This window comes from Nocardia sp. NPDC003963 (genome assembly GCF_053605105.1).
Genome location: NZ_JBSGIP010000005.1, coordinates 119847 through 144872, shown reverse-complemented (window position 1 = coordinate 144872; position 25026 = coordinate 119847). Strand labels below are relative to the sequence as shown.

Annotated in this window: 30 protein-coding genes; 16 read left to right on the top strand and 14 right to left on the bottom strand. The window is 68.4% G+C overall.

Features of this window, described 5'->3' with window-relative positions:
• Positions 1 to 119: 119 nt before the first annotated feature.
• A complete protein-coding gene (locus ACWEWT_RS14240; protein ID WP_452559014.1) occupies positions 120 to 1055 on the bottom strand; it encodes a TIGR02234 family membrane protein in 936 nt (311 codons plus the stop codon).
• Entirely contained in the window at positions 1052 to 2656 is a 1605-nt protein-coding gene (locus ACWEWT_RS14235; protein ID WP_452559175.1) for an anthranilate synthase component I, read from the bottom strand. The genes ACWEWT_RS14240 and ACWEWT_RS14235 overlap by 4 nt, the downstream gene beginning before the upstream one ends.
• 78 nt (positions 2657 to 2734) lie before the next feature.
• On the opposite strand from ACWEWT_RS14235, the gene ACWEWT_RS14230 reads away from it, so the two are divergent.
• Both ACWEWT_RS14230 and ACWEWT_RS14225 read left to right on the top strand, forming a co-directional pair.
• Positions 2735 to 3199, top strand: coding sequence for a peroxiredoxin (locus tag ACWEWT_RS14230; protein ID WP_452559013.1), 465 nt, complete (start codon positions 2735 to 2737; stop codon positions 3197 to 3199).
• Positions 3200 to 3341: 142 nt separating this feature from the next.
• Positions 3342 to 3833, top strand: coding sequence for a MarR family winged helix-turn-helix transcriptional regulator (locus ACWEWT_RS14225; RefSeq protein WP_452559012.1), 492 nt, complete (start codon positions 3342 to 3344; stop codon positions 3831 to 3833).
• Between the two features lie 8 nt (positions 3834 to 3841).
• On the opposite strand, the gene hisI is transcribed toward ACWEWT_RS14225, so the two are convergent.
• The 5 genes from hisI to ACWEWT_RS14200 all read right to left on the bottom strand — a co-directional run bounded on the left by hisI (position 3842) and on the right by ACWEWT_RS14200 (position 7263).
• Positions 3842 to 4192 carry a phosphoribosyl-AMP cyclohydrolase gene (hisI, locus tag ACWEWT_RS14220; RefSeq protein ID WP_452559010.1) on the bottom strand — a complete coding sequence of 117 codons (351 nt, stop codon included), beginning with the start codon at positions 4190 to 4192 and terminating at the stop codon, positions 3842 to 3844.
• Entirely contained in the window at positions 4192 to 4965 is a 774-nt protein-coding gene (hisF, locus tag ACWEWT_RS14215; RefSeq protein ID WP_452559173.1) for an imidazole glycerol phosphate synthase subunit HisF, read from the bottom strand. Before hisF ends, hisI begins: the two co-directional genes overlap by 1 nt.
• A 272-nt stretch (positions 4966 to 5237) precedes the next feature.
• Entirely contained in the window at positions 5238 to 6104 is an 867-nt protein-coding gene (locus ACWEWT_RS14210) for an inositol monophosphatase family protein (RefSeq protein WP_452559009.1), read from the bottom strand.
• A gap of 25 nt (positions 6105 to 6129) precedes the next feature.
• Complete coding sequence (priA, locus tag ACWEWT_RS14205; RefSeq protein WP_058856659.1) at positions 6130 to 6861, bottom strand: bifunctional 1-(5-phosphoribosyl)-5-((5-phosphoribosylamino)methylideneamino)imidazole-4-carboxamide isomerase/phosphoribosylanthranilate isomerase PriA; 732 nt, start codon at positions 6859 to 6861, stop codon at positions 6130 to 6132.
• A 225-nt stretch (positions 6862 to 7086) separates the two neighbouring features.
• Positions 7087 to 7263, bottom strand: coding sequence for a hypothetical protein (locus ACWEWT_RS14200; protein ID WP_229718726.1), 177 nt, complete (start codon positions 7261 to 7263; stop codon positions 7087 to 7089).
• Here ACWEWT_RS14200 and ACWEWT_RS14195 point away from each other — a divergent pair.
• The 7 genes from ACWEWT_RS14195 to hisH all read left to right on the top strand — a co-directional run bounded on the left by ACWEWT_RS14195 (position 7204) and on the right by hisH (position 13978).
• Positions 7204 to 8724 carry a serine/threonine-protein kinase gene (locus ACWEWT_RS14195; protein WP_452559007.1) on the top strand — a complete coding sequence of 507 codons (1521 nt, stop codon included), beginning with the start codon at positions 7204 to 7206 and terminating at the stop codon, positions 8722 to 8724. The genes ACWEWT_RS14200 and ACWEWT_RS14195 overlap by 60 nt on opposite strands.
• Before the next feature lie 9 nt (positions 8725 to 8733).
• Positions 8734 to 9324 carry a maleylpyruvate isomerase N-terminal domain-containing protein gene (locus ACWEWT_RS14190; protein ID WP_452559006.1) on the top strand — a complete coding sequence of 197 codons (591 nt, stop codon included), beginning with the start codon at positions 8734 to 8736 and terminating at the stop codon, positions 9322 to 9324.
• A gap of 35 nt (positions 9325 to 9359) precedes the next feature.
• On the top strand, positions 9360 to 9791 hold the full coding sequence (locus ACWEWT_RS14185) for a hypothetical protein (protein WP_452559004.1): 432 nt from the start codon (positions 9360 to 9362) through the stop codon (positions 9789 to 9791).
• Positions 9792 to 10019: 228 nt separating this feature from the next.
• Positions 10020 to 11357, top strand: a complete 1338-nt coding sequence (gene hisD, locus ACWEWT_RS14180; RefSeq protein ID WP_452559002.1) for a histidinol dehydrogenase — start codon at positions 10020 to 10022, stop codon at positions 11355 to 11357.
• Entirely contained in the window at positions 11354 to 12511 is a 1158-nt protein-coding gene (locus tag ACWEWT_RS14175) for a histidinol-phosphate transaminase (protein ID WP_452559000.1), read from the top strand. The genes hisD and ACWEWT_RS14175 overlap by 4 nt, the downstream gene beginning before the upstream one ends.
• 20 nt (positions 12512 to 12531) lie before the next feature.
• Positions 12532 to 13164: an imidazoleglycerol-phosphate dehydratase HisB gene (gene hisB / locus ACWEWT_RS14170; protein ID WP_452558998.1), complete on the top strand. Its 633-nt coding sequence runs from the start codon at positions 12532 to 12534 to the stop codon at positions 13162 to 13164.
• A 181-nt stretch (positions 13165 to 13345) separates the two neighbouring features.
• Entirely contained in the window at positions 13346 to 13978 is a 633-nt protein-coding gene (gene hisH / locus ACWEWT_RS14165) for an imidazole glycerol phosphate synthase subunit HisH (RefSeq protein ID WP_452558996.1), read from the top strand.
• 140 nt (positions 13979 to 14118) lie between these two features.
• Here the strand turns inward: hisH and ACWEWT_RS14160 are convergent, their stop codons facing one another.
• Positions 14119 to 14556 (bottom strand): DoxX family protein, encoded by a 438-nt coding sequence (locus tag ACWEWT_RS14160; RefSeq protein WP_452558994.1) that lies wholly within the window; start codon positions 14554 to 14556, stop codon positions 14119 to 14121.
• Between the two features lie 427 nt (positions 14557 to 14983).
• Positions 14984 to 15586 (bottom strand): TetR/AcrR family transcriptional regulator, encoded by a 603-nt coding sequence (locus ACWEWT_RS14155; protein ID WP_452558993.1) that lies wholly within the window; start codon positions 15584 to 15586, stop codon positions 14984 to 14986.
• Positions 15587 to 15690: 104 nt separating this feature from the next.
• Here ACWEWT_RS14155 and ACWEWT_RS14150 point away from each other — a divergent pair, with 104 nt between their 5' ends.
• Positions 15691 to 16572, top strand: a complete 882-nt coding sequence (locus tag ACWEWT_RS14150; RefSeq protein ID WP_452558991.1) for an alpha/beta fold hydrolase — start codon at positions 15691 to 15693, stop codon at positions 16570 to 16572.
• A gap of 56 nt (positions 16573 to 16628) precedes the next feature.
• Here ACWEWT_RS14150 and ACWEWT_RS14145 read toward each other — a convergent pair whose 3' ends face one another.
• A complete protein-coding gene (locus ACWEWT_RS14145; protein ID WP_452558990.1) occupies positions 16629 to 17147 on the bottom strand; it encodes an imine reductase family protein in 519 nt (172 codons plus the stop codon).
• A 186-nt stretch (positions 17148 to 17333) separates the two neighbouring features.
• On the opposite strand from ACWEWT_RS14145, the gene ACWEWT_RS14140 reads away from it, so the two are divergent.
• Positions 17334 to 17924, top strand: a complete 591-nt coding sequence (locus ACWEWT_RS14140) for a DUF402 domain-containing protein (RefSeq protein ID WP_452558989.1) — start codon at positions 17334 to 17336, stop codon at positions 17922 to 17924.
• Positions 17925 to 17942: 18 nt separating this feature from the next.
• On the opposite strand, the gene ACWEWT_RS14135 is transcribed toward ACWEWT_RS14140, so the two are convergent.
• Complete coding sequence (locus tag ACWEWT_RS14135; RefSeq protein ID WP_452558987.1) at positions 17943 to 18758, bottom strand: SDR family NAD(P)-dependent oxidoreductase; 816 nt, start codon at positions 18756 to 18758, stop codon at positions 17943 to 17945.
• 111 nt (positions 18759 to 18869) lie between these two features.
• On the opposite strand from ACWEWT_RS14135, the gene ACWEWT_RS14130 reads away from it, so the two are divergent.
• Complete coding sequence (locus tag ACWEWT_RS14130) at positions 18870 to 19475, top strand: TetR/AcrR family transcriptional regulator (RefSeq protein ID WP_452558985.1); 606 nt, start codon at positions 18870 to 18872, stop codon at positions 19473 to 19475.
• Between the two features lie 171 nt (positions 19476 to 19646).
• Here ACWEWT_RS14130 and ACWEWT_RS14125 read toward each other — a convergent pair whose 3' ends face one another.
• Complete coding sequence (locus tag ACWEWT_RS14125; protein WP_452558984.1) at positions 19647 to 20048, bottom strand: MerR family transcriptional regulator; 402 nt, start codon at positions 20046 to 20048, stop codon at positions 19647 to 19649.
• Between the two features lie 52 nt (positions 20049 to 20100).
• On the opposite strand from ACWEWT_RS14125, the gene ACWEWT_RS14120 reads away from it, so the two are divergent.
• Entirely contained in the window at positions 20101 to 20904 is an 804-nt protein-coding gene (locus tag ACWEWT_RS14120; protein WP_452558983.1) for an SDR family NAD(P)-dependent oxidoreductase, read from the top strand.
• Between the two features lie 10 nt (positions 20905 to 20914).
• Here the strand turns inward: ACWEWT_RS14120 and ACWEWT_RS14115 are convergent, their stop codons facing one another.
• A complete protein-coding gene (locus ACWEWT_RS14115) occupies positions 20915 to 21889 on the bottom strand; it encodes an alpha/beta hydrolase family protein (RefSeq protein WP_452558981.1) in 975 nt (324 codons plus the stop codon).
• A gap of 89 nt (positions 21890 to 21978) precedes the next feature.
• Here ACWEWT_RS14115 and ACWEWT_RS14110 point away from each other — a divergent pair, with 89 nt between their 5' ends.
• Together ACWEWT_RS14110 and ACWEWT_RS14105 are read left to right on the top strand one after the other, a co-directional pair.
• Entirely contained in the window at positions 21979 to 23157 is a 1179-nt protein-coding gene (locus ACWEWT_RS14110) for a winged helix DNA-binding domain-containing protein (RefSeq protein WP_452558980.1), read from the top strand.
• 32 nt (positions 23158 to 23189) lie between these two features.
• The gene (locus ACWEWT_RS14105) at positions 23190 to 23828 is read left to right on the top strand and encodes a GNAT family N-acetyltransferase (RefSeq protein ID WP_452558978.1); all 639 of its coding nucleotides are present in this window, start codon (positions 23190 to 23192) and stop codon (positions 23826 to 23828) included.
• Positions 23829 to 23929: 101 nt separating this feature from the next.
• Here ACWEWT_RS14105 and ACWEWT_RS14100 read toward each other — a convergent pair whose 3' ends face one another.
• On the bottom strand, positions 23930 to 24382 hold the full coding sequence (locus ACWEWT_RS14100) for a MarR family winged helix-turn-helix transcriptional regulator (protein ID WP_452558976.1): 453 nt from the start codon (positions 24380 to 24382) through the stop codon (positions 23930 to 23932).
• Between the two features lie 98 nt (positions 24383 to 24480).
• Between ACWEWT_RS14100 and ACWEWT_RS14095 the strand changes: the two genes are divergently transcribed.
• Positions 24481 to 25002: a nuclear transport factor 2 family protein gene (locus tag ACWEWT_RS14095; RefSeq protein ID WP_452558974.1), complete on the top strand. Its 522-nt coding sequence runs from the start codon at positions 24481 to 24483 to the stop codon at positions 25000 to 25002.
• Positions 25003 to 25026 lie beyond the last annotated feature (24 nt).

Sequence of the window (25026 nt, the reverse complement as noted above, 5' to 3'; positions counted from 1 at the left end):
ACGCGAGTTATTGCCTGAAGGACTCCCCCAGGCGATGTCTCACCGATGCTGAACAAGAGTAAATGGAAGGGCGCGGAGCTGTGACGCCGGGGGCGGGTCACCCCGCCCCGGCCGACCTGCTAGGGGGCGTCGCCGGATTCCTCGGCACCGGCTTTTCCGGCCGCATCGGGCCGCTTCCCGGCCTGCGCACGCCCGTTTTCGATGTTTCCGGACGGATCGGAATGGGTAGCGGGCGTGTCCGGTGTGTCGTCGGGCGTGTCCCGCGGGCCGCCCGGCTTCCGCTCCGATTCCGAATCCGCGGGGTCGGTCGGGTCGGCACCGGCGTCCAGGGCGTCCCACAGCACGCGTTCCGGTAGCGGTCCGCCCGACGCCCCCTCCTGGACCGCACGGGTCGCCGCGGCCTTACGCGTGGCCGGGGCGTCGTACTTTCCGGAGAGCTGTTTCGTACCGGCCGGCATCCGGGCGAGCAGCAGTCCCGCACCGAACGCCGCCAACGCCCCGGCCATCGCGAGCGCGGCGGAGCCGGGTGCCGTCGTCAACTCCTGCACCTCGGCCCGGCCGGGTAGTTCGGCCAGCACGGCCGCCCGCTCGCGGGTCGCTCCCGACCCGGTGAGCAGCGCCAGAGCCGGTACGGCTGTTACGGCGGCGATCAGCGCGACCAGGATCCCGACCACGCGGCGGACCCAGCCCCGGGTGGCCAGGACGGCGGCGACGGCGGCCAGCAGCACCAGCGCCAGGGGCGTCAGCGCACCGAACCACACACCACCGTTCAACTCGTCGGTACGGGGTTCGGTGAGGCCGTCCGCCGAGGTCACGGTGACCCAGGTCAGCCGCGACGACCCCCACAACGCGGCCGCGGCCACGGCCAGCAGGACGAGCGCGGCCACCGGATACCGGCTGCCCGGTGCGGGTGTGGTGGATTCGGTGGTGGGCAGTTCCTCGTCACCCCAGTCCACCGGGCCCGGTCGCGGGCCGCCGGTCGGGGAAGCAGGGGTTTCCCCGCCGTCGGGGCCGGAGCCACGTACCGGTTCGGACGCGGGTTCGTCCGCCGTCATGCGCTGCCGCCGGGAACGGACGCCGCTTCCCGATCCGGTTCACCGGCATCGGTCCCTTCGTCGGCGTCGGCTTCGTCGTCGAAAGCCCGCACGGTCTCGGCGGCGGCCACCGCGCGCAGCACCGCCATCGCCTTGTTCCGGGATTCGGTGTCCTCGTATTCGGCTTCCGAATCGGCGACCACTCCGGCACCCGCCTGCACATAGGCGGTGCCGTCCTTCAACAGGGCGGTACGGATCGCGATCGCGGTATCTGCGTCACCGGCGAAATCGAGATACCCGACCACGCCGCCGTAGACCCCGCGCCGGGTCGGCTCGAGTTCTTCGATCAACTGCATCGCCCGGACCTTCGGCGCCCCGGACAGCGTGCCCGCCGGGAAACAGGCGCGGACCGCGTCCAGCGCGATCTTGCCCGGAGCGAGCCGCCCGGTGACCGTGGATACCAGGTGCATCACATGGCTGTACCGCTCGACGTGCCGGTATTCGGTCACCCGCACGGTGCCCGGCACACACACCCGGCCCAGATCGTTGCGGCCGAGATCGACCAGCATCAAATGCTCGGCGTTCTCTTTCTCGTCGGCCAGCAGCCCCTTCTCGAGCAGCAGATCGTCCTCCTCGGTGGCCCCGCGCCACCGGGTACCCGCGATCGGGTGGGTGGTCGCGACCCCGTCCTGCACCGCCACCAGCGCCTCGGGACTGGACCCGACGATGGAGAACGCGGTCTCGCCGGCTCCGTCCGGGATGTGCAACAGGAACATGTACGGACTGGGATTGGCCGCGCGCAGCATGCGGTAGAGGTCGATGGGGGCGCCGCCGTAGTCCATCTCGAACCGCTGCGAGAGCACCACCTGGAAGGCCTCCCCGGCCTCGATCTCCGAGACCAGGCGGCGCACCCCCGCCCCGAATTCACCGGGGGTGCGGGCCCGCCGGAACTGCGGTTCGGGCTGGTCGAACACCGAGACCGTGGAGGCCGCGGGCGCGGCCAGCGCGGCGGTCATCCGGTCCAGCCGGGCCACGGCGTCGTCGTAGGCCGCGTCGACGTTCTCGGAGGTGCCGTTCCAGTTCACGGCGTTGGCGATCAGTGTGATCGCGCCTTCGTGATGATCGAACGCGGCCAGATCGGTGGCCAGCAGGAGCACCATCTCCGGCAGCCGTAGATCGTCGAGGGCCTGTTCGGGCAGCCGTTCCATCCGACGGACCGCGTCGTAGCCGAGATAACCGACCATGCCACCGGTGAGCGGAGGCAGACCGGGCAGTCGTTCGGTACGCAGTAGTTCGAGGGTTTCGTGCAGCGCGTCGAGCGGGTCGCCGCCCGACGGCGCGCCCGCGGGGGTGGCGCCGAGCCAGGTCGCGGCACCGTCCACCGCGGTGAGCGCGGATGGGCTGCCCGCGCCGATGAACGACCAGCGCGACCACGATCGGCCGTTCTCCGCCGATTCGAACAGGAAGGTTCCCGCGCGGTCACCGGCCAGTTTGCGATAGGCCGACAGCGGAGTCTCCGAATCCGCCAGCACCTTCCGGGTCACCGGGACGACCCGGTGTTCGGCGGCGAGTTCGAGGAATCGTTCGCGGGAAGTAGTCGCGGGAGTGTGCGCGCCGTGCATTCGTATCATCATTCCAGCTCCGCTCCCCGGCGTCGCGACGCACCCCGCGCGACCCGCCGCCGCAGGTACTGTCCGGGTATGCAGATCGGCCAGCTCGCCCCCGCGTTCGAACTCCCGGATCAGACCGGCACAGTGCGCTCCCTCGAGGCCCTGGTTGCCGACGGGCCACTCGTCCTGTTCTTCTACCCCGCCGCGAACACGCCCGTATGCACCGCCGAAGCGTGCCATTTCCGGGATCTCACCGCCGAATTCGCCGCGCTCGGCGCCGGCTGCGCCGGAATCAGTGCCGATGCCGTGGACGTACAGGCCGGATTCGCGGGAGCACAGCGGCTCGACTACCCGCTGCTCTCCGATTCCGACGGCACGGTTGCCGAGCAGTACGGGGTGAAACGCGGTCTGCTGGGCAAGCTCATGCCGGTCAAACGGCACACCTTCGTGATCGGTACCGACCGCCGGATACGCACCGTGATCAGCAGTGAACTGCGTGCGAACGTGCACGCGGACAAGGCCCTGGAGTTCCTGCGCGAGCAAACCGGAGCCTGATCCACCGGCCACTGCCCCGGCCTTGTGAGTGAACTCACCTTCGTTTCCGAGATGCCACACGACCGAGCGAAGTCGTGGCAAACTCTCTGTAGCCGAGCGACCGCTGCCGCAATCGTCGCCGGGGTGGAGAGAAGGCGGACTAGTGACGGATTGGCTGAACCCTGTCGAAGGACGCGCCTGGCGCGCGGTGGTCGCACTACTGAACCGCCTGCCGGGCGCTCTCGACACAGACCTGCAGCGAGAATCCGGTGTCACTCATTTCGAGTACTGGGTACTCACACTGCTCTCGGAAGCGCCGGACCGGCGACTGCAGATGAGCGAACTCGCCCATAGAGCTAACTCATCGCTATCCAGACTTTCGCATGTGGTGTCGAAACTGGAACGGATGGGCTGGGCGACCCGTACGGCCACCACCGGCCGCCGCGGCGTGCTCGCGCTGCTCACCGACGAAGGCCACAAGAAGGTGGTGGAGGCCGCGCCCGGCTATATGGACGTGGTGCGTCGGCTGGTGTTCGAGAGTCTGGACGCCGAGCAGACCGCCGCGCTGGCCGATCTCGGGGAAACCCTCACCACCCACCTGGGGACGGTTCTCGGCAGGGCCGGGCAGCCGACGGGCTCGGATACCCGGCGCTAGTCCACGAACTACTCCACCGGCAACAGCACATCGGTATCGAAACACGTATGGGTGCCGGTATGGCAGGCGGCGCCCTCCTGATCCACGACCAGCAGTACGGTATCGCCGTCGCAGTCCAGCCGGACCTCGTGTACGTACTGCGTATGCCCGGAGGTCTCCCCCTTGACCCAGTACTGCTGCCGCGAGCGCGAATAGTAGGTGGCGCGCCGGGTGGCCAGGGTGCGGGCCAGGGCTTCGTCGTCCATCCAGGCCATCATCAGCACCGCACCGGTCGATCGCTCCTGGGCGACGGCGGCCACCAGACCCGCCTCGTTGCGTTTGAGCCGGGCCGCGATCGCCGGATCGAGGGTCTCGCTCATCACCGCACCACCAGATCTGCCGCGCGCATGGCGTCCTTCACCTGTGGGATGGTCAGATCGCCGAAATGGAAGACGCTGGCGGCGAGTACAGCGTCCGCGCCCGCCCGTACGGCCGGGGCGAAATGCGCTACCGCACCGGCGCCGCCCGAGGCGATCACCGGAATGGACACCGCGGCGCGTACCGCCTCGATCATCCGGATATCGAACCCAGTCTTGGTGCCGTCGGCGTCCATCGAGTTGAGCAGGATCTCCCCCACCCCGAGTTCCGCGCCGCGGATCGCCCATTCGACGGCATCGATTCCGGTACCGCGCCGCCCACCGTGGGTGGTGACCTCCCAGCCCGACGGAGTCGCCGGCTCGCCCTCCGGCACGGTGCGCGCATCGACCGACAGGACGATGCACTGGGAACCGAACCGCTGTGACATCTCGTGCAGCACCTCGGGCCGCGCGATGGCGGCGGTGTTGACCGATACTTTGTCGGCGCCGGCGCGCAACAACCGATCCACATCCTCGACCGTGCGGACACCGCCGCCGACCGTGAGCGGAATGAAGATCTGTTCGGCGGTACGGGTCACCACATCGAGCATGGTGCCGCGATCGCCGCTGGAGGCGGTGACATCGAGAAAGGTGAGTTCGTCGGCGCCCTGGGCGTCGTAGGCCGCGGCGAGTTGTACGGGATCCCCGGCATCGCGGAGGTTCTGGAAATTGACCCCCTTGACCACCCGCCCGGAATCGACATCCAGGCAGGGAATAACACGCGTAGCAAGCATCACAAGTCCCTCGTCGAAGATGATCGATGCGGCCTGCGGAGACCGCACCGCCGGTGGACGAACCGCCTCATGCGTAGGTTCTCCGAACCGGCACAAGTGATCCGCGAAGACCGCAGCCGAGGCGGAGGTACCGCATTACGAGTCCCTCGTCGAAGCCGATACGAGCCGCCCCACGGAGATCGCAGCCGAGCCGGAGCCATACATACACCCTCCTCCGAACCGATACACACGATCCGCGGAGGCCGTAGCGAAGGCGGAGGAATCGCGGTATCGCATCATGAGTTCTCCGCACCGCGAGGTCCGGCCGTATCCACGCGATCGGAGACAGCGGTGTACCCGCTGCCCCGGGTCGCGGCGATCATATCGAGCAGCTCGGCGTGTACCCCTGGAGCGGCGGCCAGCACCGAACCGGATTCGATGGTCCAGTCCATCCCCTCGAGATCGGTGACCACACCACCCGCGCAACGCACCATGAGCGCGCCCGCGGCGTTGTCCCACGGGTGGTGGCCGAAGACGATGGCCCCGCCGAGGGTGCCCTCCGCGGTGAAGGCGAGATCTATTCCGGTGGACCCGTGCATCCGGACCCGGGAGGACAATGCGCTGAGCGCGCCGAGGACGCGGTGCCGGAACAGACCCGGGACCCGGCCGGTGGATTCGATGTTGAAAGCACCGAACCCGATCATCGCCTCGTCGAGTACGACCGGCGCCAGCGGCGGCTGCGGTTTTCCGTCGAGCAGCAGCGGGCCGCCCGTCATCGCGGCGTACCGGCGCCCCAGCGGCGGGAACCAGGCGAGACCCAGGACCGGTTCCCCGTCACGGACCAGTGCCAGCAGGGTGCCGGTGAGCGGATGCCCGTTCGAATAGTTGAAGGTGCCGTCGATGGGGTCCAGGACCCAGGCGGTGCCGCTGGTGAGCGCGGGACCACCGAATTCCTCACCGTGCACCTCGATACCGGTCCGGTCGAGCAGCCGGCCGGAAATGGTGCGTTCGAGTTCGAGGTCCAGTTCGGTCGCGAAATCCCGTGACCCCTTGGCCACCGCGCTGGGCGCGCCCCGGCCCTCGAGAAAACGTGCGCTCACACCGTCGAGGACCTCGGCGGCGGTGGCCAGCAGTGTGGCCAGTTCGGTCTCTGCCCCGGTCATCGCCTCGGCCCCCGATCTTCGCGATTCAACGGACGGCGGCCAGCGCCTCGGGGAGGGTGAACCGGCCCGCGTACAGGGCTTTGCCCACGATCGCGCCCTCCACACCGTCGGGTACCAGCTCGGCGATCGCGGTCAGGTCCGCGAGCGCCGAGACGCCGCCGGAGGCGATCACCGGCGCCTCGGTGGCCATGCACACCTCGCGCAGCAGATCCAGATTCGGGCCGGTGAGGGTGCCGTCCTTGGTGACATCGGTGACGACGTAGCGGGAGCAGCCGTCGCGCTCCAACCGCTCGAGCACCTCCCACAGATCGCCGCCGTCACTGACCCAGCCGCGCCCGCGCAGCCGGTACTCACCGTCGACCTTCTGCACATCCAGGCCGACCGCGACCCGCTCGCCGTACTCGGCGATGGCCCGGGCACACCACTGCGGGTCCTCCAGCGCGGCGGTTCCGAGGTTGACCCGGGCGCAGCCGGTCGCCATGGCGGCTTTCAGCGATTCGTCGTCCCGGATGCCACCGGACAGTTCGACAGCGACATCCAGTTCACCGACGACCGCGGCGAGCAGTTCCCGATTGGACCCGCGGCCGAAGGCCGCGTCCAGATCGACCAGATGCACCCACTGCGCCCCCGACTCCTGCCAGGCGAGCGCCGCGTCACGGGGCGAACCGTAACTGGTTTCGCTGCCCGCCGCGCCCTGTACCAGGCGGACGGCCTCTCCATTGGCGACATCGACAGCGGGCAGTAGCACAAGACTCACTCGGAACAGCCTAGTAGGTGCGGTCCGGCGAGGCTCATTCGCCGTACGCGCGCCACCGCCGGCTCCTCGCGCAGCCGCTGGTTGCCCACTGTTCGCCCGGACCCGGCGGCACGTCCGGACGGATCGCCCGGCCCCCGCGGCCCGGCGACCGGGAGCCCGTTAAGGTGACATCACCCACTGGGGCGGTCGAGGTGCCCGCTACACTCGTCCCGAACGCGTGAGTGGTCAAGGACGCGGCATGTCACGATTTCGAGAAGGTTCGGAGTAGGCGCCATCGATACCGGTCAGTTGATCGCGGATCACTACCGCCTGGTCGAGCAGATTGGTAGCGGCGGCACAGGCGTGGTCTGGCGTGCTGTCGACGAGCGTCTGCAACGGTCGGTGGCGATCAAGCAGATCCACATCAAACCCAGTCTGCCGCCCGCGGAGCGCGATGTGCTCCGCCAGCGAGCGACCCGGGAGGCCCGCAATGCGGCCCGGTTCCAGCATCCGAACGCCATTGTGGTCTTCGATATCACCGAACACGGTGGCGATCCGTGCCTGGTGATGGAGTACATGAAATCCCGCAGCCTGGCGCAGGTGCTGTCGGCGCAGGGCCCGTTACCGCTGTCCCAGGTGGCGCGGATCGGTGAACAGGTGGCCTCGGCCCTCATCGCGGCGCATCAGGCCGGCATCGTGCACCGCGATGTGAAGCCCGGCAATGTGCTGCTCGACGATCACGGCACCGTCAAGATCACCGATTTCGGTATCTCCCGGGCCACCGGCGATGTGACCCTGACCGAAACCGGCCTGATCTGCGGGACCGCCGCGTATCTGGCGCCGGAGGTGGCGCGCGGCTCCGATCCGACACCCGCCGCGGATGTATTCGCCCTCGGCGCCACGCTTTTCCACGCTCTCGAAGGCGAACCACCGTTCGGGTCCGGCAATCCGCTCAAGGTGCTCTACGCGGCGGCCAACGGCCAGGTGAGCGAACCGCAGAACGCCGGCCCCGCCACCGATTTCGTACTCGACCTGCTCAGCTCGGATCCGCGGGACCGGCCGAGTATGCGCGAGGCCCGGGAAGCGCTGGCCCGTTTCGCGGGCTACGACAACGCGGCGTCCGAGCATGCCGGTTTCGTGCCGGCCCGGGAAGCCTTCGATCGCAACGGCCACGACCGCAACGGCCACGGCGGCGCCGCGGTCAGCACCATGGAATCCCCCGCGCCGGGCAGATACGGCAACCCGGACGAAGACGCGCCGCGGCGACGCCGGCCGGAACCGCGATCCGGTGCACGCAACGGCCCGGACACCCGCCCGCCACGCCGGTCGGCGAACCACCCGCCGACCAGTACCCAGCCTGTCGCACACAAATCCGGCGGAAACGGCGGGGTCAAACGCGCGGTGATCATCGGCGGTATCGCCGGTGCCGCGGTCGTCGGCGGGGTGCTGTTCTTCAACTCCTCCGATTCCGGGGACGGCGGCTCCGCGCAGGCCGATACCTCGACCAGCGCCACCGTCTCGAATTCGCCCGATATCCCCGCCGCGAACAGCCCCGCGCTGGGGTCGACTCCCAGCACCGGTTCGGTCGAATGGGTCCAGGCCGGTCAGCTGATCGAGCAGTTCTATCTCGACCCCGCCGGTTCGTGGTCGCTGCTCACCCCGGCCGCGCAGCAGGCGTACGGCAGTCAGCAGGAGTTCCAGCAGTACTGGTCGACCCGGACCGTGCAGAACTTCAGCCGCATCGAGGCGTACAAGGGCAACAACCCCGACGGCTCGGTGGATATGCGGGTGAACAACCTCAGTTACGGGGGCCAGACCAGCAATCCGACGCTGCGGATCATCAGCTCCGGCGGCACTCTGCTGATCGACAGCGATACCCACTGACCGGCGGTCGTGCCCCGGGACACCGGAGCACGACCGGATTATGGTGTGCGGCAAGAGTATCCGGGGAAGTTCGCCGATGAGCGCGCCGAGATGATCGCCCTGCTCGGAGAGCTGTCCGAGGCGGATCGGGATACACCCACCCTGTGCATCGGCTGGCGGGTCCGAGAGCTCGTCGCGCATGGTCGCGGCACCGGGTTCGGTATCGCGGTGGTGGCCCCGCCTCGACCCGGTCGATCTGTTCGTCCACCAGCAGGACATCCGCCGGCCACTCGGCCGGACCAGGGAGATACCGGCCGATCGGCTACGGGCCGTGCTCGACGAGGTGAGCGGCCGGATGGCGGTCCGCACGGAGGGTCGGTATGTGGACACGCACGGCCGGAGCAGAGGCGGAGGTACGCCCGGCCCGACCCGTTCGCCCACCCGTGGCGGTATACGAAGGGGTTACAGTTCGTCGCGACAGATTTCGACTGGGTCAAGGGATACAGTCCTCCCGTACGGGGCCGGGGTGAGGCGCTAGCGTTGGCGATGGTGGGCCGTCCGGTAGTCCTCGACGAGTTCGAGGGCGAGGGGGTCCCGGAACTGCGTCGCCGCTGCAGCTGAACGTTCGAGTTCGCCCATCGATGGGAGACGCGCAGATGACCGAATCGGCACTGGACGCGATGGCCAGGATGGTCGGTGAATGGACGACGACCAACAGCCTGCACCCCGATATCACCGGGCATACGGCGATCGAGTGGATGCCCGGCGTGCGATTCCTGGTGGTCCGCTACACGGTCCCGGATCCCGGGATCAGCTGGACGTGGCTCGTCGGCGCCGACGATCTGTACCAGGATCACCTCGTCATCCTGCACTACGACCAGTACGGTGAACACCGCGTTTACCAGGGCGCCTTCGACGGACCGCTGTGGCGGGTCTGGCGCGATGCGCCCGGCCATTCCCAGCGGTTCACCGGGAACCTGGACGAGACGGGAAACACATTCCGCGCCACCTGGGAGCGCTCGAACTCCGAACTGGACCCGCGCCACTGGGATCACGAGCTCGATTTCATCTACACGAGAACCTCCTGATCACCGACTACGCGAATACACGGTCGGCGTACCTCCGCGGTCGCCCCGGCCGTGTGCGTCCACATCCCCCCACCACACAACCAGCCACCCGCGGACAAACCGCGACGTACCCCGCCGCCGCTCCGGCCGTGCGCGGGCGGCGGATGGGCTCCGCCCGACAGCACCGATTAGGCTGGTACGGCACCTTGTGCTGATGTAGCCAGGCCGAAGACAAGGACCGGAACCACCATGACATCCCGTATCGAGCTCGCCCGCGTCGATCTACGCGGTCGCACTCCCACTACCGCGCAGTTGCGCACCGCGCTGCCGCGCGGCGGGGTCGATGTGGACTCGGTACTCCATCAGGTGCGGCCCGTCGTCGAGGCCGTGCGCGATCGCGGCGCGGCCGCTGCGCTGGAATTCGGCGCGAAATTCGACGGAGTCACCCCGGAATCCGTCCGGGTCCCGGCGGACCGGCTGGCCGCGGCCCTGGACGAACTCGATCCGGCGGTACGCACCGCGCTCGAGGTCGCGATCGAACGGACGCGGGCCGTCCACGCCGATCAGCGGCGCACCGATACCACCACCGAGGTGGTGGCCGGCGGGACCGTGACCGAACGCTGGGTTCCGGTGGAGCGGGTCGGTTTGTACGTGCCCGGCGGTAACGCGGTGTATCCGTCCAGCGTCGTGATGAACGTGGTCCCGGCCCAGACCGCCGGGGTGGACTCGCTGGTGGTGGCCTCGCCACCGCAACAGCAGTTCGGCGGGCTTCCGCATCCGACCGTCCTGGCCGCCGCCCGGCTGCTGGGTGTGGAGGAAGTGTGGGCGGTCGGCGGTGCGCAGGCGGTCGCGCTGCTGTCCTACGGCGGTACCGATACCGACGGCGCCGATCTGCTGCCGGTCGATCTGATCACCGGCCCCGGCAATATCTACGTCACCGCCGCCAAACGGCTGTGCCGCGGCCTGGTCGGCATCGACGCCGAGGCGGGTCCGACCGAGATCGCCGTACTGGCCGACGCCACCGCCGATCCGGTGCACGTGGCAGCCGACCTCATCAGCCAGGCCGAGCACGATGTGCTCGCCGCCAGTGTGCTGGTGACCGACAGCCCCGAACTCGCCGACGCGGTGGACGCCGCGCTCACCACGCAACTGACCGTGGTGAAGCACGCCGACCGGGTCACCACCGCGCTGACCGGCACCCAGTCGGGGACCGTGCTGGTCGACGATATCGATCAGGGCCTGCGGGTGGTCAACGCCTATGCCGCCGAACACCTGGAGATCCAGACCGCCGACGCCGCGGCCGTGGCCGCGCGGGTACGCAGCGCGGGTGCCATCTTCGTGGGCCCCTACGCCCCGGTGAGTCTCGGCGACTACTGCGCCGGCTCCAATCACGTTCTGCCCACGGCCGGCTGTGCCCGGCACTCGTCGGGCCTCAGCGTGCAGACCTTCCTGCGCGGAATCCACATCGTGGAATACAGCGAATCGGCGCTGAAGGACGTCGCCGGACATGTGGTCGCGCTGGCCGATGCCGAGGATCTGCCCGCGCACGGGCAGGCCGTTCGCGCGCGTTTCGAGGCGCTGTCGTGACCACTTCCGACAGCGCGGCGACCGGCGCGACCGCTGTTCCCGGGTCCGCCATCGGGCTCGACGCGCTACCACTGCGCGAGAACCTACGGGGCAAATCCCCGTACGGCGCACCGCAACTCAGCGTTCCGGTCCAGCTCAACACCAACGAGAATCCGCATCCGCCGAGCCGGGCGCTGGTCGACGAGGTGGCCGCGGCCGTCCGGGCCGCGGCCGCGGATCTGCACCGCTACCCAGACCGCGACGCGGTGGCCCTGCGCACCGACCTCGCCGCCTACCTCACCCGGCAGACCGGATTCGCGGTCGATACGGCCAATGTGTGGGCGGCCAACGGATCCAACGAGATCCTGCAGCAGTTGCTGCAGGCCTTCGGCGGGCCCGGCCGGCGAGCACTGGGCTTCGTCCCGTCGTATTCGATGCATCCGATCATCTCCGAGGGCATCGATACCGAATGGGTAGAGGCGAAGCGAGGCGCCGATTTCGCCATCGATATCGACGCCGCCCTGGCCGCCGTCGCCGAACGCCGCCCCGATGTGGTGTTCGTGACCAGTCCGAACAACCCCACCGGGCACAGTATCGCGCCCGGGGACCTCGCCCGGATCCTCGACGCGGCACCCGGAATCGTGATCGTCGACGAGGCCTACGCCGAGTTCTCCGCGACGCCCAGCGCCATCGGGCTGATCGACCGCTATCCGGCGAAGCTGGTCGTCAGCCGGACGATGAGCAAGGCGTTCGCGTTCGCGGGCGGCCGCCTCGGCTATCTCGTCGCCGCCCCGGCGGTTGTCGACGCACTACTGCTGGTGCGGCTGCCGTACCACCTCTCGGTGGTGACCCAGGCGGCGGCGCGGGCCGCGCTACGGCATGCCGACGAAACCCTGGGCAGTGTCGCCGAACTGGCCGCCCAGCGCGATCGGGTCGCCCGGGCATTGGCCGAGATGGGGTACGAGGTGGTGCCCAGTGACGCGAACTTCCTGCTGTTCGGCAAGTTCGAGAACGCGGCCGGCGCCTGGCAGCACTATCTGGACGAAGGTGTGCTGATCCGTGATGTCGGGATCGGCGGCTATCTGCGCGTCACCATCGGGTTGGCCGCCGAGAACGACGAATTCCTGCGGGTCAGCGCGAAACTGGCCGCCACCGAACCGACAGCACAGCGCTGATCACCGAGACGGAAGTGAGTATGAACCGAACCGCGCGGGTGGAGCGCACCACCAAGGAATCCAGCATTGTGGTGGATCTGAACCTGGACGGCACCGGGAAAACCGATATATCCACCGGTGTCCCGTTCTACGACCATATGCTCACCGCGCTCGGCGCCCACGCGAGTTTCGACCTGACGGTGCGGGCGGACGGCGATATCGAGATCGAGGCCCACCACACCGTCGAGGACACCGCGATCGTGTTCGGGCAGGCGCTCGGGCAGGCGCTCGGCGACAAGAAGGGTATCCGCCGGTTCGGTGACGCCTACATCCCGATGGACGAGACCCTGGCACACGCCGCGGTGGATATCTCCGGACGGCCCTACTGCGTGCACACCGGCGAACCGGATCATCTGCTGCACACCGTGATCCCCGGGGCGCCGGTCCGGGGCCGCAACGATCCCGGCGCACCGTATTCGACGGTGCTCAACCGGCACGTCTTCGAATCGATCGCCCTCAATGCCCGGATCGCGTTGCATATCCGGGTGCTCTACGGCCGCGACCAGCATCATGTGACCGAAGCCGAGTACAAGGCGGTGGCTCGCGCGTTGCGCGCCGCCGTGGAGCCGGACCCACGGGTGCAGGGTGTGCCGTCGACGAAGGGGGCGCTGTGATGCGATACTGCGATACCTCCGCCTTCGCTACGGCCTCCGCTTCCACAGGCATTTCATCTGGCGGAAGAACGTCGCTGCGATACCTCCGTGGACGGCATGTACTCGGTCGCACTGTGATGCGATACCTCCGCCTTCGCTACGGCCTCCGCGGACCGCATGCATTCCCTACGGAGGTCGCACTATGACGTCGGTGGTGTTGTTGGATTATGGGTCCGGCAATTTGCATTCCGCTGAGCGGGCGCTGGTCCGGGCGGGGGCGCGGGTGGAGGTGACGGCCGATCCCGAGGCGGCGCTCGCCGCCGATGGGCTGGTGGTACCCGGGGTGGGCGCGTTCGCCGCCTGTATGGCCGGGTTGCGCGCGGTACGCGGGGAACGGATCATCGGTCAGCGGCTGGCCGGCGGGCGGCCGGTGCTGGGTATCTGCGTCGGTATGCAGATCCTGTTCGACCGCGGGGTGGAGTTCGGGGTGGAGACCGAGGGCTGCGGAGAGTGGCCGGGCACCGTGGACAAGCTGGAGGCGCCGGTCCTACCGCATATGGGCTGGAACACCGTCTCCGCGCCCGGGGACAGCGTGCTCTTCGCCGGGATGGACCCCACCACCCGGTTCTATTTCGTACACACCTATGCCGCCCGCACCTGGGAACTGCCACCGAGCGATCATCTCGCCGCACCCCGGCTGACCTGGTGTGAGTACGGCACCGGCCGATTCCTGGCCGCGGTGGAGAACGGTGCGCTCTCGGCGACGCAGTTCCATCCGGAGAAATCGGGTGACGCCGGTGCGCAACTGCTCTCCAACTGGGTGAAATCGCTCTGACGCCGACAGGCGGCCTCGGCACGAGGAATACCCGCCCCTTCGGGTACACCGACCGTTGTGTACCCGAAGGAATGGACCGGACAACGTACGGCCGGTGATCGGTGGTTCGCACCGATCACCGGCCGTACGTTGTCGATATGTCACCGTGACAGCGAGTTACGCAGATCGGTGAGAGTACCGCGGCGTACGTAGGCGATCCAGGCGAAGATCACGGCGAGTACCAGCGGGAAGATCCCCATCGCCGGTTTGTCGGCGATGAAAGCCTGTGTCCCGGCGGCGAGTACGGTCAGCACCGACAGCCCCGCGGCGGCGAGGGCACACAGCCGGGGCACCATCAGGCCGATACCACCGGCGACCTCGGCCACTCCGATGAAGATGAGCAGCGCGAAGGGGATGGTCAGGTTCTCGGGGGCGTTCTCGGCCAAGGCGTTGGGCATCACGAGTTTGGGCCCGCCCGAGGCGATGACGAAGAACAGGCCGAGCAGGATCTGCAGGGCCCACAGGGCGCGATTGCCGATCGTGCCGCGACGGCCGGTGACGTCGTCGGAGAAAGCGGTGGTGGAGTCGGCGGTGGTCATGTCCGGGTCCTTCCGGTCGGTCGCGCCGGGTGGGTAGCGCGTTCAACCGATAGGACGGGCCGACCCCGGAGGAGTCATCGCCGGACGCGGAAATTCTTTTCCGAATGCTCGACACCCGCACCCACACCCGACCGGCCGCCCGGACGGTGGTCCACCGAAACGCTGCCCGATGAGCTCGAGCGACTCGAAGTTGCCGGTTCAGCTTCCGCCGGCCCGGTGGCAGAGTGTCGAATCGGTGGGTGGACCAGATCCGGCGTGACGGCTCCTCGGGAGAGGGCCGGGTAGCCGTTCCGGTGTCGTAGACGCGGGTGGTGCGGTCTCGGCGGCAGCAGGGGGCGGCTGATGACGAGGCGGCCGCGCAGTGGCTCGACCCGAGGTGTGCGGCACGTACTCCACATTCCGGTTCAACGGCCCACTCGAGCGGCCTTCAGTTCCGATTTCCGAGGACGAGGTCGAGTTGCTGGTCGACGAGTTCGAGTGCCAGTTCGGCTGTCCCGTGGCCTTGGATCATGCCCTGGGCGATCCCGGCGACAGCGGCCGTGATGAGTTCGGCGACGAGATCGATTCGAGTCACCGTCGGTTCGAGGCGGGGGGCTCGGCCGAGCTGGTCGGCGAGGATGGAGACCAGAAGGCGCGCAGCTGTGTGGGTTTCCTCGGGGGTCATGCCCTCGCCGGTGACCGATGCCGTGCCGAATACGCCGAGCACGATGGCCTCCTCACGGCGCTGATCATCGAGCGGAAGGAGTTCGGTCAGTACCGCGTAGATGGCTTCGCGGGGGGTCAGATCATCGCCCAGGCCGGCCCAGCGCTGCGCGAATCGGGCGCCGACGTCTTCCATCACCGATCGGTGGGTCGCGAGGAGGAGGTCTTTCTTGGTGCCGCAGTAGTACTGCACCAGGCTCACCGAAAAGCCGGCTTCGGCGGCGACCGACTGGAAAGCCACGGCGTCCAGGCCGCCACGGACGATGAGCCGCCGTACCGCGCTGGTGATCTGCCGCCGTCGCAGTTCGTGGTCGACCAATCGTGGCACCGGCTCGCTCCTGACCTCTGCTGTGAACAACTTCCGGATTCATAGTATGCCTGTACCATCTAACGTAGTATGCTCATACTATAAAAAAGAGAAGGGGTGCACTCATGCCGAAGATCGGGCGATTCACCAGCGATGAAGCGAAAACCGACTTTCTGCGCATCTACGACGCATGGGCGGAGCGGTGGCCGGTTCCCTCGACCACCCTCGATATCGAGACATCGTTCGGGACGACACATGTGCGCAAGTCCGGAAGCGGGAAAGGTGCCCCGGTCCTACTGCTGCCCGGAACCTCGGGCAACGGCTTGGTGTGGCATCGATTCATCGAGGATTTCGCGAGCGAGCGCGTGGTGTACACACCGGACGTCATCGGGTGGCCGGGACGCTGTGTGCAGACCGCGCCCGTACGCGACGGTGCCGATGTAGCGAAGTGGGTGGTCGAGATCCTCGATGGACTCGGTGCGGATCGAGTGCACCTGGCCGGGAATTCCCTGGGCGCCTGGATGGCCGTCATGGTCGGGGTCTACCACTCCGATCGTTTGGCGAGCCTCACCATGTTCGAACCCGGCGGGGCCACCTTCACCAGGCCGAAATGGAGCCTGCTGCTCAAATTCCTTGCCGCCGGCCTGCGTCCGACCCCGGAACGTATGCGCAAACTCAACGCCTGGCTGACACCCCGCGCCGAGCTCTCCGAGGACGAGTTCGCGATGATCATGGCGAGCCTGAAGTTCCGGACCGGGATGCCATGGGACCGAGTACTCAGCGACGAAGAGCTGGCAGCCGTCACCGCGCCGACGCTGGTGCTCTTCGGCGCCGATACGGTCGTCAACGATCCCGAGAAGGGGGCAGCCCGTGCCCGGCAACATATTCCGTCGGTCGATGTGGAGATCTACCCCGGTATCGGCCACGACCTGCTGTGGGCGAACCAGGAAGTGGTGATCCCCCGCTTCCTGAGCTTCGCCGACCGCCACGATCGAGTCCGGAACTGAACAAACGGGCTCCCGGTGACTCTGTGCCGGTCCGCGTCCGGAGTCGGGGTACTCGGTCATCCGCCCGGCCGGTCGGACGCCAGGAGCTCGAACAACGCGGTGACGCTCTGTTCGCGCCGGCCGCGGACCACCGCCCGGCGCAACAGTTCGTGCATCGGAGCGTGCCAGGACCTATCGACACCCGACTCCGCGCCGAGCTGCTCGTCATGGGAGATCGCGTCGTGGAACAACGCGATCGAGGAGCCGAGCCGGGTGTAGTCGCGGTCGTCGATCTCACCGGCCATGATCGGTAGTAGTGACTCGATCATCTGTAGCCATTCGACGGAATAGGGCACCATCGTCTGCGCTGGGATACCACGCGCGGCCAGCAGTGCCGCGCCTTCGAAGAATCCGAGCAGTGCCGGAAGGAGTGTCGCGCCGACGGCCGACTCGTAGAGGGCGGCCAGATCCGGCTCCCCGCCGAGATGGACGAGATCGCCCCCGAAAGTCCGCAATATCGCCCGGTGCGTATCGAAGACCGCACGTTCACCGCCGAAATACAGCAGTGTGTCCGGCTTTCCGACGGCCGCGGGCACAGGAGACACCACTGCCGTTCGGCCGCCCACGAGCATCACCTCCGGATCCGTGGACCATCAGTCGGAGAGGCACGACAGGTGCCGGACGAGATACTGATCCCAGCCGGTCGGCACCGGGGCGTTGCTGGACATATCCGTTCGCCGAACGCCGGACGGTGACGGTGCCGCCCCATCTAGCATCGATCGATGGGCACTGACCGGGGTGGGAGTTGTCGAGGCGTGGGAGACGACGCCGGGTCCGGATTCGTGGTCGGGTCCACGGTGCAGCGCCGTGAAGTACTGCACGGCCGGGTGTGGATGACCATGCCGGTGCGTGTCATCGCGGATGACGACGTACTGGCCGTATGGATCACAGACGGCACCCCCTTCGTGTTCTTCCCACATCCGTTCGGTCCACACCCCTGGTCGGGCCAGGACTGCTGGACCGGCAGCAGTGTGCTGCAGTTGTATCGCCCCGGCGACGCCTATTCGGTGTGGGCGTTCTTCCGCCACAGCCGGTTCGATCGCTGGTACATCAACTTCGAACGGCCCTACCGCCGAGGCGACGGCTATTTCGACACCGATGATCACGGACTCGATATCGTCGTCCGGGACGGCGTATGGGAGTGGAAGGACCGCGACGACGTCGCGGAGCAGGTCGCCGTCGGCCGGCTCACCCCCGCGGAGGCCGATATGGTGTGGCGCGAAGCCGAGCGCGTCGCCGCCGCCTTGGATCGCGGCGACTGCTGGTGGATTCCACGCTGGCAGGATTGGCGACCCGAAGCCGAGATCGGATAGCCCACACCCGCGGATGCATCAGCCGGGCGCCTTGCGGCTGAGATCCTCCCACTGCCGGTACTGCGCCATCCGGTCCTGGAGGTCCTGCTGGACTATGTCGTAGGACGCGCCGCCGACGATGAGACGCCGCGGCGGGTCCGGCAGGTCCACCAGCTCCATGATCGTGGGAGCGGCGGTGTCCGGGGCAGGGCCGGAGTCGTCTCCCCACATCTCGACCAGCTGGTCACGCAGTTCCCGGTATTGCGGTTCGGGTGTCGTCATCGTGGTGCCCGAGGTGAACAAACCGGTGTCGTAGCCGCCCATCTGGACAATGGTGAGCTTGACGCCGAATTGCTCGGCCTCCATCGCCACGGCCTCGCTCACGGAGTCGAGGGCCGATTTGCCGGCCGCGTACAGACCGACCATCGGGAAACCGCCGCCCGTGCCCATCGTGGTGACCTGCAGGATTCGCCCGCCGCCCTGGGCCCGCAGCTGGGGCAGCACGGCCTGGGTCACCCAGATCGCCCCGAACAGGTTGACGTCGAAGTGAGCTCTGATCTGCTCCTCTGTCGCCTCCTCCAGCATGCCCAGGAGCATGACGCCGGCGTTGTTGACCACGATGTCGAGCCGCCCGAACGCTGTCACCGCCCGCTCCACCGCCGCGAACACGGAGGCGCGGTCGGTGACATCGATCGGCAACCGGACCAGGTCGTCGGGGTACTGCCGGGCGAGGTCGGCGAGGGGTTCGATATTGCGTGCGGCGCCCACCACCCGGTCGCCCGCCCGCAGTGCGGCCTCGGCGAATGCCCGGCCCAATCCTCGTGACGCGCCCGTGATGAACCATATCCGGGTCATGGGCTCCACCTCCTTCAAGCTGGTCCAATGCAACGAGACAGTACGGTACGTCTCGTCTCGTTACCTGTCAAGACGGTCCGTCTCGTCTCGCTCCCGTGTTAGGATCCCGACATGGTCAAGCAGCCAGATCCCGCCCGGCGCAGCGAACGCTCCCGCCGGGCCATCGTCACCGCGGCCCGCGAACTGGTCTCCGAAGTGGGCTACGCCAAGCTGTCCATCGAAGCCATCGCGGCCCGGGCCGGCGTGGGAAAACAGACCATCTACCGCTGGTGGCCCTCCAAAGGAGCGGTGGTCCTGGATGCTTTCCTGGCACTCAGCGAAGCCGGGCCGGAACAGAGCACGGCACTGCCCGACACCGGCGATCTGGAGGCCGATCTCCAACTGGTGATGCGGGCGACGGTGGCCGAGTTCGCCGACCCCGCGTTCGAGGGCCCGATCCGGGCGCTCAACACCGAGATCATCAACGACCCCACTCTGGCCGCTCAATACCACGACAAGCTGGCAGGTCCGCTGGACGAGGCCAAGAAAGCCCGCCTGCGCAGCGCGCAGCGCGCCGGGCAAATCGCCCTCGACGCCGACCTCGATCTGGCGCTCGAACTGCTGTACGCACCCCTCTACCAGCGCTGGCTGCTCCGCTCCGGCCCGCTCACGCCCGAATACGCCGACGGTCTCGTCGAGCTCTTCCTCAGGGCCGTGCGGCCCGAGGTCGCCGGGTGATCCCGGACCGGGCGACGGCAGCACATGTCCACAGCGGTGTCCCGGGACCGCAGATCGGTGACCGGCGCCGGACGAGAGCCGATCCCGCCGGCAGCACCTTCGCGATCGGCTACGACCAGCTGTCCGAGCAGGACTCACCCGCGGTAGCCGGTCCCTCTCCGCGGTAGCGCCTCAGCGCGACTCTTCGCGCCGATGTTCGCGGACCCCGGGCTGCGCCGCACCGGATTCGATCCGGCCGAGCGAATCCCGCAGGGTGTCACGGTGTTCGCGGAGGCGATCGAGCCGATCGTCCAGTACCGCGAGCCGGGCCCGGTAGACCTCGACCGCCCGCGCGGGGTCGTCGCATTCGGCCGGACCGTGCTGGTCGAGGCATTCCTCGAGCTGCCGGATGCCGTCGACGGTCAGACCGTGGCCGAGCAGTTCGGCGATCCGGCGGACACGATGGACGTCCGCCTCGTCGTAGTCGCGCCATCCGTTGGCGGTCCGCCGGGAACGCAGCAGCCGGCTCTGTTCGTAGTAGCGCAGCGAACGAGGGCTGGCTCCGGTCCGCAGGGACAGTTCACCGATACGCACAGCGCCTCCTGATTTGCTCATGACACCCGTGTCAATGTTTAGCGTCGGAACCATGGCTACTGATTCCCGCTCGGCTCCCTCCACGTCACTCGTCTCTCAGCGGGGTACCCCCGGCGACCTCACCGGGATGACCGCCCTGGTCACCGGAGGCGGATCCGGTATCGGCGCGGCGGTCGCCGTGGAACTGGCCGATCACGGTATGGAAGTCGTGATCACGGGCCGCCGCCGGGACGCGCTCGAGCGGGCCGCCGCGGCCCGCCCGGGTATCCGCGTCCATACCGGTGATGTCGCCGTGCCGGCCGATACCGAGGCGATGGTGGCCGCGGCCGCCGGTGCGCACGGACGGCTGGACCTGATCGTCAACAACGCCGGATTCGGTATACCGGCCGCGCTCGGCGAGATCGACCCCGGCGACGCGCTGCGCATGTGGTCCACCAATGTGCTGGGTCCGACCCTGGTGACGCAGGCGGCGCTGCCGTACCTGCGGGTGCGCGGCGGCGCGGTGGTCAATATCTCCAGCACCTTCGGCTCCCGGCCCGCACCGGGTATCAGCCACTACGGCGCGGGCAAAGCCGCGATCGAACAACTGACCCGCAGCTGGGCACTGGAACTCGCCGCGCACAAGATCCGGGTCAACGCGGTGGCGCCGGGGCCCACCGAGAGCGAGGCACTGGATCGGATGGGCCTGTCCGGCGACGAGATCGAACAACTGAAAGCCCAGGAGACCGCCGGGATCCCACTGGGCACCCGCGGCCGACCCGAAGATATCGCGCCCTGGGTGGCCGCGCTGGCGCGACCGGATTCCTGGGTGACCGGTCAGGTGATCGGTATCGACGGCGGCTACGCGATCGCCTGACCACCGCTGGCTATGCGGCGCATTTGGCGTTGGGCGGCGGCGGGGGCGCGGCCACGATGCCCTTGGCCACATCGACCACGTAGTCACGGTTTCCGTCGATCGGTTCGGTGCCCAGCGCGAGGCGCTCCACCACGCAGCCCGCCTCGAACAGGGCCGGGCCGACATTGTGGCGCCCGGGTTCGACCATCCCGTTCAGCGTGCGGCCGCTGACGATGGAGTACAGCGTGCTGGGTTTGCCGGCGAGCATCAGCGCGGCCCGCATCTGGGTACTGGCCGAATACGGCACCACGTGATCGGCGGTCCCGTGGATCAGGAAGGCATGTCGGATACTCATCCGGCCGGCCTGCAGCGCCGGGGACCGTTCGGCGTAGGCGAGCGGGCAGACGGTCGGGACGCAGCCGCCGGCGTCGCGCTGGATCTGGGCCTGGAGCGCGGGATAGTCGGCGGCCGGACCCGACCAGTGGGTGAACAGATCCGAGGGTCCGAAGGTGTCCACCCAGTAGTCGAACAGGCCGGCCGGACCGTAGGCGGCGGCCAGGCCCGACGTCATCGCCCCCTGGCTCCAGCCCCAGAGAATGGTGCGCGCGACACCGGGATGCGAACCCTTGTACCACTGGGTCGCGGCGACGAGATCCTGCCACCCGGCCCACAGGTTCCACTCCCCGGTGCGCCACTGGGGGCTACCCCGCATATCCATCGACACGACCGGGGTCCCGGTACGGGTGGCGATCGAGGTCAGGTACTCGGAGTACTGGGCCGCGGATCCCTTGTGCCCGTGCGCGGCCACGATCAGCGCATTGCCGATCGCACAGCCGTGTGGTTCGTAGACCAGACCGGTAGCCTGCTCACCACCGACCGGTACCGAGATGGGGCGGGTCTGTACAGCGCACGCCTGGGTCGCGGCGGCGGGCGCCCCGGCCAGCAGCGTCGCCGTCAATGCCGGTAACAGCACCCCGGCCAGGAAGCTCACTGTGCGTCTGCTCATCCTTCGAATATTCCACGGCGCGGGCCACATTGGCCGGAACCCGGCCGGACCAGCACGGGGTGTCGGATCCCGCGGCTAGCATCCGGGCCATGTATTCGATCAGTACCGCGCAGCGCCGGGCCCGGATCGGAGTCCGGCACCGGCTGGCCGGCGCGTACCGCAGTACCGATCCGGCCGAGATCACCCGGTCGATGGTGGTGCTGCACGCCACCGATCCGGCCACGGTGCACCTGTCGGTGGCGGCGCGCGGTCACGACCTGGGTCCCGCGCAGGTGGAGCGGGCCCTCTACACGGACCGGTCGCTGGTACGGATGCTGGCGATGCGGCGCACGATGTTCGTCGCGCCGGTCGATCTGGTGCCCGTACTGCATGCCTCCTGCGGTACCGATCTCGCCGCCAAACAGCGCCGGACCTACGCGCGGTACCTGGAGCAGGCGGGAATCGGCGACGGTGACGCTGCGGGCTGGCTCGCCGCGGTCGCCGATCGCACCCACCGGGCACTGCTGGAGCGGGGCAGCGCCACCGGTGCCCAGTTGAGCAAGGACGTTCCCGAACTGCGCACGCAGGTCGATACCGCACCGGACAAGCCGTATTCGCGGCCGACGAATATCACCAGCTGGGTACTGGTGCTGCTCGGTACCGAGGGCCGGATCGTACGAGCCCGGCCGAACGGCACCTGGTCGAGCAGTCGGTATTCGTGGGCCCCGGTGGAATCGTGGCTGTCCGCTCCCCTCGGCGATATCGGGATCGAGCAGGCCCGCACCGATCTCGTCCGGGCCTGGTTGCGCACCTTCGGACCGGCACCGGCCGGTGATATCAAATGGTGGACCGGATGGTCGCTGGGTCAGGTACGCAAGGCGCTCACCGGAATCGATACCGTCGAGGTCGATCTCGACGGGACCCCGGGCCTGATCCTGGCCGACGATCTCGAGCCGGTAGCCGATCCGCCGCCGTGGGCCGCTCTCCTGCCACCCTTGGACCCGACACCGATGGGCTGGCAATCGCGCTCCTGGTATCTGGGCGACCATCAGCCGCGACTGTTCGACCGCAACGGCAATATCGGGCCCAGCATCTGGTACGACGGCCGGATCGTGGGCGGCTGGGCCCAGCGCAAGGACGGCGAGATCGTGACGCGGCTGCTGGAGGATATCGGTGCCGAGGCGACGGCGCTGGTCACGGCCGAGGCCGAACGCGCCGGCGGCTGGTTCGGCGCGGTACGTCCGATCCCGCGCTTCCGCACGCCCTTGGAGCGGGAATTGACGGCATGAGCCCGGCCCCGTTCCCATCTACATCGGCCGGTATGCGAATTCGGGTTTTCCGCGAGACCGACCGTCCCGCGCTGCGGCAGCTCTTCGTGCGAGCGGGACAGGGTTCGCCCACCGAAACCCTGTGGGGCCATCCCGAATCCGAGGCGGCCGTCTACCTCGACCCGTACATGGATGTGGAACCGGAATCGCTGTTCCTCGCCGAGGTGGACGGGACGCTGGTCGGATACCTCGCCGGCTGTGTGCACACCGAAGCGTTCCCGAGCGAGGATTCGAGAATCGAGCAGGCGATCCGCCGGCACCGTCTCGTTCTGCGGCGCCGCCCGGCCACGTTCTTCGCCCGTAGCGCATTCGACGCGGCCACCACGGCGCTGCGCCGCGCGCCGGCGGCCGGCGAGATACACGATCCGCGCCGGCCGGCCCACCTGCACATCAATATCGCGCCGGGGGCACGCGGGACCGGGGCGGCCGACGGGCTGCTGGACCACTGGTTCGAGCGGCTACGCGCGCAGGGAGCGCCGGGCTGCCATCTGCAGACGCTGGTCGAGAACTCGCGGGCAGTCCGCTTCTTCGAGCGGACGGGGTTCACCCCGTATGGTCCGACGCCACTGGTACCCGGTCTGCGGTACCGGGGCGAACGGGTCCATCAGCGGACGATGGTCCGCGACTGCTGATCACCGGGACGGGCGTTCGGGTCTTGTGGCTGCGCGACCGGACCGCCCCGGCTGCTCGACCAGCGACCGGGCGGGTCGGTCGCGACTCCCGCATCCGAGCTTCAGCCGGCGGTGTGATCGTCCAGGATCCGCGTCAGCAGGGTGACCAGGGTGCGGCGCTCGGCGGCGGACAGAGCGGCGAGCAACTCGTCCTGCGCCAGGTCCAGTCGCCGATCCAGTTCGGCGAGGTGTGCGGCACCCGGATCGGCGAGAGTGACGATATTGCGACGGCGGTCGTCGGGATCCGCCGTCCGGTCCGCGAAACCTCGGGCTACCAGGTCGTTGAGTACCGCCACGATATCGCTGCGGTCGATTCCGGTCCGGCGCCCGAGCTCGGCCTGGCTCGCCGGACCACCATCCCGGAGGGTGGTGAGCACGGCGTAGTGGTACCGCCGCGATCCGGTATCGGCCAGCGCCTGTTCGGTGGCGCGATCGGCCAGTAACGCTGCCTGGTTGATCAATCGCGTCGGCAGCGAGCGAAGCCTACCGGGGACGTCCTGGTGCGCGATCTTCATACCGGAAATGTAGCAAGTAATTGTTGGCAACCCCCACAATGTGGCTTATCATTGGCTTCACCAACGTTGGTACAGCCAACAGATAGAAGAGGATTCCCGTGACCATTCGTCGCCGCCTGATACTCCTGACCGCTCTCTGCGCGACCGTCGCCGGCGCGGCCGGTGTGCACATCGCCACCGATCGACCCGACCGTGCGCTGCGCGAACTCGGCGATCGCGCCGAACTCACCGCGCTGGTAGATCGGCTGGCCGTCGCGCTGGACGACGGGGATTTCGAACAGTTCCGCACGATCTACACCGTCGACGCCACCGCGCGAACCCCGGGCGGTGAGGCAACCGGCCGCGATGCCCTCACCGCACAGGCGGCGCGCAGCCACTCACCGGACAAGGTGATCCAGCATTTCGTCAGCAATATCGCGATCGGCCTGGCCACCGATACGGCCGAGATCCGAGCGAACCTGCTCGCCGTATTCGCCCCCGCCACCACCGACGCCGCCCTGCCGACACCCGGCTTCACACTGGGCGAGATCTACCGTTTCTCCGCGCGGCGCGAGCCCGAGGGCTGGCGGCTGACCCGCGTGCACTCGACACCGATCTGGTCCGTCGGCACCCGATTCTGACCGGTACCGGACCGTCGGCGCCGC